This is a genomic window from Vibrio sp. 10N.222.48.A3, assembly GCF_041475345.1.
GTDB lineage: Bacteria > Pseudomonadota > Gammaproteobacteria > Enterobacterales > Vibrionaceae > Vibrio > Vibrio tasmaniensis_A.
Map to the genome: position 1 here is coordinate 1 of NZ_JBFRVX010001181.1, position 2,819 is coordinate 2,819.

Annotated in this window: 2 protein-coding genes; one reads left to right on the top strand and one right to left on the bottom strand. The window is 36.8% G+C overall.

What is annotated here, in order from left to right; translation table 11 throughout:
* Window positions 1-455: 455 nt before the first annotated feature.
* Complete coding sequence (locus tag AB4653_RS24775; RefSeq protein ID WP_102257640.1) at window positions 456-1,889, bottom strand: hypothetical protein; 1,434 nt, start codon at window positions 1,887-1,889, stop codon at window positions 456-458.
* Between the two features lie 370 nt (window positions 1,890-2,259).
* Between AB4653_RS24775 and AB4653_RS24780 the strand changes: the two genes are divergently transcribed.
* Window positions 2,260-2,819: hypothetical protein (locus AB4653_RS24780; RefSeq protein WP_372105559.1), on the top strand; the 560-nt coding region annotated here is incomplete at its 3' end.

The following is a 2,819-nucleotide window of genomic DNA, read 5'->3' on the forward strand; positions in this document are numbered from 1 at the left end:
TGTTTGACAACCGGGGGAGTCCAAGCCCATGTGGCCCTGTTAAGGTTTAAATGTAAATCAAAAAATAGCATCTAAATCAATAACATATTAAATATTATTTGATTTTTTATTATCTATGTAGCAAATGTGTAGCTAGATAATTGTTACTAATTTTAGGCCGTTCAGTTGAGATTCTCTATGATGTTAAAGATAGCGACAGGCCAATCTCTAGACCAAAAGAGACATTAACAGGAGTGAGGATTAATCAAATTTTAAGGTGAAACTTCAAAGCATCTACTAGGAATCGATAAGATTATCGTTGATAGGTTAGTTTAAAATAAGACTATATAAGTATGATCCTTTCCTCCTTTAGCATATAGAGAAGAACGAAGCTAAGCCCATCACGAGTGGGTTCGGCTTCATATCTCTTTCACATTTCAAGTTACCGCTTATCAGAATTGAACCAAAACAAAGCTTTAATCCACTAATTGTTTCCAGTATTCACGTAACAAAGTGAAATCTTGTATACCTTCACAGCCAGCGTATTCGTTGGCAAGAGTTATTATATCAGAGTCATCAAGAGCAATAATGAAACCTCTCTGGTCTTTCGCAGTATCAACACAGCGTTTATAGAGAAGCTCTTTATTCTCAATAGAGCGACATATCAAAATCCCAACTTTGCCCCTACTAGGTGAGAACCTACCTGATAGCTGATCGACCTCAGGGTTTGCAACTTCTTTCCCGTAGTTTTTACACTCTATAAAGATGTGTGGTGCTGGGTAATGCATCGACAACCAATAAAAAAAGCCCCCTTTAGCTTCATTTACGTATGTAATATCTATCCTTTTTCGACCATCGTGTATTCTGTGTTGCTTAGTTGGATTACATAAAGATGGGTATAATATGACTGACAAAATCCTTTCAACAATGTCTTCATACTGTTCTGCAGTCTCACGACCTACAGGCAGAGCCTTTAATTGTTCCAGTAATTGACTAACATCTGGTTTTTCAACTTGTTCAAGCTCGGAAAACTGCTCATGAGATATAGGGCTAGATGGATTATCAATTTTTGCTTCTCGATAATCATCCAATACATGTGGCCTCAAAATCGTTTGCTCAACTACAGCCAGTTTGTCCTTTCCATATTTTTCCATTAAGTCCTTTTTAGTGACTATCTGGGAGCCATTTTTTAGGTTTTGAACTAGGGGACTTTGAATTTTAATATGTTCATGCTGCATTTGAGGCAACAAATAGTGTCTATAATACTCTTCATAATGAAAACTTAGTCGACTACGGACCAATACTTTAGGGACCAATATTACTTTACCGTAACTAGTAGTTGGTAAATCAACAAACGTATTTTCCCAAACCTCTTTTATTGGATTCCAAAGAGGTCCAGAAACAACATTTTGAGTGAGTGGAATCCCATAATAGCGGCACATATCTTGAGTGTACTTTATCAGCGGACTGCGAAGGATATTGCATACCGCGTCAGAAATCATATCAGTCCCTATTCCATTGATAAGTAGAGCTGTATCCTCTAAGTCTTGCAATAAACCGGACTTTGCAGCCTTACTTTTAGTTAGAGCATCCCAAACTGAATCTGCTGACTCATCTCCAAAGCCGTGCCCTCTTGACTTCCCAACAGAGTACCCCAAATGAAACTCATTACCTTCACTTAAAGACGCAAGCAATGTTTTTGCTCGACCATCATCTCCATTTTTTATCATTTTTAAAACGGACTCAAAAAAAGACTGCAGGAATGAAGACAACTCATTTCCCCATGATGAATCAAGTGACTTTATAGCATTTGGGTCTAAAAATACTGCTAAATCAGTATCTAAAGGGATATCTACAAAATCTAAATATGCTTGTGTGCGTTTTAAACCAAAATACTCTGATACTCTCATAGCGGCTCCCAAAATGTCATCTACAAACAAGATGTTGGGGCTAAGTCCACAATATTAAAGTGGTTGATGTGAGTTTATTTTTATATCTTATGTGTAACCAGCAACATTGATGCGCTTGGTCTGATGTTATGCAAAGATAGAAACGTACGTGTGAGGTCTCGGACTAGGTAGTTAACTCAAAGTCGAATTACCCCGTGATAAAGGGGTAAATTGAATTCATAAGATGTCTTCACCGACAGGTAAAACCCAAAAAGTAGATAAAAACCAGATATGCGAAACCTAGCTATAGACTATTCATTCATCGGGAGGTAACTTCCCTTTATATTAATAAACATACTTTTAAATGAACTACTTAACTGGGCTTTCGACAATGCCAAAAACTTGGACAATTATACTAAAAAACGATGATATAACTGAAAGGAACCTTAAAATCGCCCTTGAGAACTTCACTTGGGGAACAAGGACTAGTGGTTTACATTCAGAAATAAAAGCTGGAGATAATGTAATGTTTTTAGTGGGGGTTAGGACCCAAAACAAACAATACATGAAAAAGCATCTACCTTTTATCGAACATAGGTACCCGATGTATCCAGATGAAACGTTAACTGAAGATTTTGTCAGTGATTTTGTATTCGAAATAGACCGAGTAATTCTTGGTAAAATCACTAGTGATTTCTATATAGATGATTATAAATTATGGCCATCACCAAATGAAGACGACCCAACTAAACAATCTGTTAGCTTCAAACATAGATTTAAGTGGGTTCAAACTCATGAAGCTGGCAAGATGAACTGGTCTATAAACGACAGCAATTATAACTTTCACTTAAGTATAATAGCGGCAGGTAAAAAGCGCGCTCCGTTCCCGAGTGTTCTTTTGTTGCATGATATGGAAAACATAGAATCTAAATTAACAGTAAGTGAACTTCC

Bases quoted from the DNA above. Each gene is read 5' to 3' on its own strand.
- AB4653_RS24775 (WP_102257640.1), bottom strand. From the start codon at position 1,889: ATGAGAGTATCAGAGTATTTTGGTTTAAAACGCACACAAGCATATTTA.